The sequence below is a fragment of the Candidatus Methylomirabilis sp. genome, assembly GCA_036000645.1.
Taxonomy (GTDB): Bacteria; Methylomirabilota; Methylomirabilia; order Methylomirabilales; family JACPAU01; genus JACPAU01.
Map to the genome: position 1 here is coordinate 1 of DASYVA010000184.1, position 1,539 is coordinate 1,539.

Below are 1,539 nucleotides of genomic sequence, written 5' to 3' on the forward strand. Positions count from 1 at the left end.
TCGGGAGGGCGGCGGCAACGGTCGCCGCGATCGGCTAGGGCTGTTCGGCGAGGAGGGTGCGGAGGCCCGCCTCGACCGCGCGGTCGCCCCCCTCGCCGATGTACTTGGCGCGGATCCGGCCCCGCTTATCCACCAGGTACCGGGTGGGCCAGTAGCGGTTGCCGTATCGCTTCCAAGTGCTGAAGTCGTTGTCGAGGGCCACCGGGTAGCGGATCTTGAGGTCGGCCACCTTGGCCCGGACCCGGTCCGGGTCCTTCTCCCAGAAGAACTCCGGGGAGTGGACCGCGATGATGACCAGACCCTGGGGGCCGTACCGCTCGTGCCAGTCCCGCAAACTCGGGACCACGTTCAGGCAGTTGATTCAGCCGTAGGTCCAGAACTCCACCAGGACCACCTTCCCCCGGAGGTCGGCCAGCCGGACCGGCGCGGAATTAATCCAGACCGGGCTCTCCACCTCGGGGGCTGCCGGTGCCGTCTCCGGCGGCCGGAGCAGGCCCGCCCCCTCCGGCGCACCCAGCAGCGACAGGGCGAGGATCGGCCCCGCCACCCACCGTGTTGCCGTCATGCCCTCACCTCCTCCCCAGGGCCACGCGTGCCGGGAACGGCTCCTCCCGGCCGGGCGCAGCCCCCGACCTGGATACGCAGGGGGCACACCCCCCGGATGCGTGCGCGGCCCAGTCTTCCAGCCGCCTACGTTCCTGGAGAGGCAGGACGGAGGACCATAAGAAAAGCCCCTGGGGGGCAGGGGCTTTTCCGCGGGATAGAGCGAGGGGGGGCGAGCCTCGGGCTGCCGCTCAGCTCGCCGTTACTCAGTCATCGTCACCACCGCGGATCTGTCCGCGGATCTCGCCACCTGGGAATTTGGTTGAATGCACGTTGGCATAGGTTACCCCAGCGCGCATCGCCCGTATGAGCTCAGCGAATTCACCGGTAGCGATTCCTTGTCCGGCTGGGCCAATCACGTTGGCGGCCGTGAAGCTGCCCTCCACTGTTCCCGATTGCGGGCAGGCAGGTGCAAGGCCAGTAGGGTCAACGTTGAAGGCGGTCTGACACAGCCAGACACTGATCCCACCATTGACACTGCGCTGGCCGAGATGGATATGGGCCTGCCTGACGTCCCCCTCTAGATCCTGGTAGGTCAGTGTGTAATCGACGGTCACCCCGTCCTGGCTGAGCCTTGCCTCGAACGCGCCACGTGCCACGCTCGAGATGGCCGGAGGCTCCTCAATGCTGCGCAGCCGCGCCCTGAACTTGTCCCCGTCGCCTGCGATCGCCGATGACAATAGCCCCAGGGTCGCCAGTACGGCGAAGGGGGCCACGAACAGGCTGATCCCGTGCCGCTTCATCTCGTGTTCTCCTTCAGATTGGTCTGGATAGCCCTAATCGGGACCGCCAAGCATCTCCCCGCGCCCCACCGCGTGCCAATGCGGCAGCCACCCCCCTTCTGCCGAAATCTGGCTCTGATTGCCCCTTCGTCAGGGAACCCTGGGTAGCCGCTGGGCTCGGCGCCACGAGGAACCGGTGAACCCTTCCGATGGG

General features: G+C 67.3%; 3 protein-coding genes. All 3 read right to left on the bottom strand.

Annotated features, from left to right (window positions below):
* Positions 1–34 precede the first annotated feature (34 nt).
* On the bottom strand, positions 35–346 hold the full coding sequence (locus tag VGT06_10320; GenBank protein ID HEV8663515.1) for a redoxin domain-containing protein: 312 nt from the start codon (positions 344–346) through the stop codon (positions 35–37).
* A gap of 15 nt (positions 347–361) precedes the next feature.
* The gene (locus VGT06_10325) at positions 362–565 is read right to left on the bottom strand and encodes a hypothetical protein (protein ID HEV8663516.1); all 204 of its coding nucleotides are present in this window, start codon (positions 563–565) and stop codon (positions 362–364) included.
* A gap of 244 nt (positions 566–809) precedes the next feature.
* A complete protein-coding gene (locus VGT06_10330) occupies positions 810–1,346 on the bottom strand; it encodes a CHRD domain-containing protein (GenBank protein HEV8663517.1) in 537 nt (178 codons plus the stop codon).
* Positions 1,347–1,539 lie beyond the last annotated feature (193 nt).